At 45.5% G+C, this 3275-nt stretch carries 2 protein-coding genes; both read right to left on the bottom strand.

All coding sequences use genetic code 11. The features are described 5' to 3' along the window. Window positions 1-26 precede the first annotated feature (26 nt). Window positions 27-2012 (bottom strand): ATP-binding protein, encoded by a 1986-nt coding sequence (locus BZG79_RS15215; RefSeq protein WP_077774827.1) that lies wholly within the window; start codon window positions 2010-2012, stop codon window positions 27-29. Window positions 2013-2027: 15 nt separating this feature from the next. Next, window positions 2028-3275: HAMP domain-containing sensor histidine kinase (locus tag BZG79_RS15210; RefSeq protein ID WP_199878020.1), on the bottom strand; the 1248-nt coding region annotated here is incomplete at its 5' end.

Raw genomic sequence — 3275 nt, 5'->3', positions numbered from 1 at the left:
CACCAAGAGCCAGCCATGCTGGCTCTTTACTCGTTTAAAGCCCCGCCATTTTTTGTCTCTGTGTCTTCCAAATGGGGAGATGCTTGAAGAAACTTGGGTAACGTTAATGTGACCGCCACGCCTTGGTTAACGTCAGAGTCAAATTTGAGCTGGCCTTGCAGCTTTTGATATACCAAATTAAAAACAAGGTTCAGCCCCAATCCTGACCCTCCTTTGCCGCGCTTGCTCGTATAAAAGGGCTCAAAAATGCGTTGATGTAAGTCGGGAGGCACCCCCACACCATTGTCAGTATATACGATGCCAACCTCGTCGTTATGGTCTATCACTTTGATGTGGATATTCGGATTGTTTACCCCTTCAAAGGCATGACGAACGCTATTCATCACTAAGTTTGAAATGACTTGTGTTAATACGCCCGGCAAGCTATTCATCAGTAGTTCCGCATCGCCCTCGACAACAGGTGTCACTGGGACTTTTTTCGTTTCAGGATGCAGGCTCCCTACGAGCGCATCCAGTGTTTGTACAGGGCGGAATTGACTGCGACTCTCAGAGACTTGATCGACTGCGGTTTGTTTAAAATCTCGAATCAAGCGGGCGGCACGATTGAGGTTATTTTCTAGCATGCCAGTGCCGTCTGTGATTTGTTGCATCCATTCTGTGTATTGTTGGCTGGTTAGCGTTTGCTGCTCGAACGCGGTGTTTAAGTTTGCTACCGCTTCTTTAATCACAGAATTAGCCGTGACGGCGATCCCAAGTGGTGTATTGACCTCGTGGGCGACACCGGCGACTAAACGTCCGAGCGCCGCGAGTTTTTCTGATTCGACCAACTGATTTTGTGCCGCTTTGAGATGGGCCATACTGTGTTCTAAATCTTGAGTCCGCGTTTCAACGGTAGCCTCCAAGGTTTGATTCAATTTTTCTAGCTCAAACTGCGTTTGCTTTAGCTCGGTAATATCAATTGCTGTCCCTCGAAAACCGACGAAGCCTTGACCGTTAAAATGCGCGACGCCCTGGAAAACAAAATAATGGGTATTGCCGTCGAGGATGATCTGCTCCTCACACATGGTGAAGCTTTCACAGGCATCCATTTTGTTTAGCAGCGACGCGCAATGAATAAGTGCTGGAACCGCTTTTATTTTTGTAGGGGACTCAATGGAAATAGCCAACGCAGACTGCATTGCTTCTGAACAAAAGGTGAGTCGCTGTGTCGCGTCGGTTTCCCAAAGCCAGTCTGACGCAGCGTTAGTAAAGTCAGCTAATCGTTGTTGCTCTAAGATAATATTTTGATAAAGGTTACTTATCCGTAAGGTGATTTTATTGGTTTCGTCAGCGAGCCAGTCCAGTTCGTCATTTTTCTCCATGATAAACTTGCGATGTTTTAGGTTTAGCGGCTCATGAGTCGGTGCTAAAGGATCAAATTGACGTAAATGCTTGGCGATGGCGAAAACCCGCTGGCTGACACTTTGGTGAAATACCCACAGGATTAACGCGCAGACAATCAGTGTTTTAACGCCATTAAGAAGCAGCGTGACTAAAAATTGTTGTAGTAACACGTCATAGATTTTTTGTGTGTCTGATTCAATCTTTAAAACCCCGAGTTCGATACGACGCTCGGTGTCTGGGTGCACGTAAGTGAGCACTGTTTCGCTCGTGACCGTACTTTGTGTGTTGGGTTGACCGGCATCTAAAACAACCTCATCAAACTCAACGGATAGGTAATCAANGTAATCAATATAGGGTAAATTAACCAGGCCGTTGAGGCGGTTCTGCGCACTGACCAGATCAAAGACCCAGAGTGAGGATGCAAGCAGATCTGCATGTACATTCTTGATTTCATATTGGCGTTTATCAACGTTATTGAATGCCTCTTCATAGTCCCATGATAGTTGCAAGAGCGTTGTCATGATGGTGAAAACGCCACTGAGAAGCACCATCAATAAAATGATACGCCGTCCAACAATGCTAAACAGTGGATGACTTAACCCTTGTTCAAATTTTTGCAGCTTTCCCATGCTCTTTTTATCGCCTTAGTGCTTGTCTTTGCTTACGTTTCGCGAGCTGCGAGTCGATAAGCTCAAAGGGATTAAAAACATAAATTTAGCGCCTTTTCCTGGCTCTGATTCAAATTGAAGCTCGCCTTCTAACTTTTGCCTAACCAAATTAAATACCAGATTCAGCCCTAGGCCTGATCCGCCACGTCCGCGTTTAGTGGTATAAAAAGGTTCAAAGATACGATGATGTAGAGTGGGATCAATACCACATCCGTTGTCCTGATAACTGAGGTACAGATGGTCGTCTTGTGTTTCAAATTCAATAATGATTTCAGGCGATTGAGTATCTTCAAAAGCATGATTGATACTGTTCATGACAAGGTTTGAGATAATTTGAGTGATCACACCAGGTAAACTGTACATCCGTATATTGTTATCACCTACAACCTGCGGTTTCACTGGGACTTTACGCGTTTCTGGGTGCAGGCTAGCAATCAATGCATCTAAGGTTTGTTTGACATCGAATTCAGTGAGTGCTTCAGAGACTTGATCGACCGCGGTTTGTTTAAAATCGCGAATAAGACGCGTAGCACGTGTCAGGTTATGCTCGAGCATTTGTACGCTCTCATTCGCCTGCTTCATTAAAGAAGCAAACTGCGTACTAGTTAGGGTTTGGTTTTCAAATGCTTGATTGAGTGTTTTGGTGACGTCTTGAACAACCGAGGAGGCGGTAACCGCGATCCCTAGTGGGGTATTAACTTCATGTGCAACGCCGGCAACTAAGCTGCCTAACGCGGCCAGTTTCTCTGACTCGACTAACTGTTCTTGCGCCGCTGTTAGGTGTTCCATACTTTCTTGCAGCTCTCTGGTTCGCTCATCTACCGTTAACTCTAGATTTTGGTTCAATGCTTCCAGTTCAAATTGCGCGGCTTTGAGCTCAGTGATATCAATGCCGGTACCACGAAATCCCCGAAAGCCATTCACACCATGATGGGCGATCGCTTGAAAGACAAAATAACGGCTTTGCTCTCCGAATGGGATGGTTTCTTCACACATGGCAAAGTCTTGTTGATGATTAAGATAAGTCACAAATTGCTGACAGCCAATGCCATGCACTAAGTCTTTGAGGTTGGGAAAGCGATTGGCCCCTAAACCGAATGCTTGTCGCATTGGCTCAGAACAAAAAGTGAGCTTGAGATCGGCATCGGTTTCCCAGAGCCAGTCAGAAGATACATGGGTAAAGTCCGATAGCCGTTCACGCTCTAACATAATATTACGGTAAAG

This window comes from Salinivibrio sp. MA427, from assembly GCF_001996115.1.
Taxonomy (GTDB): Bacteria; Pseudomonadota; Gammaproteobacteria; order Enterobacterales; family Vibrionaceae; genus Salinivibrio; species Salinivibrio costicola.
Note: the sequence above shows the minus strand (reverse complement) of the source record. Positions and strands in the feature narration are given on the sequence as shown.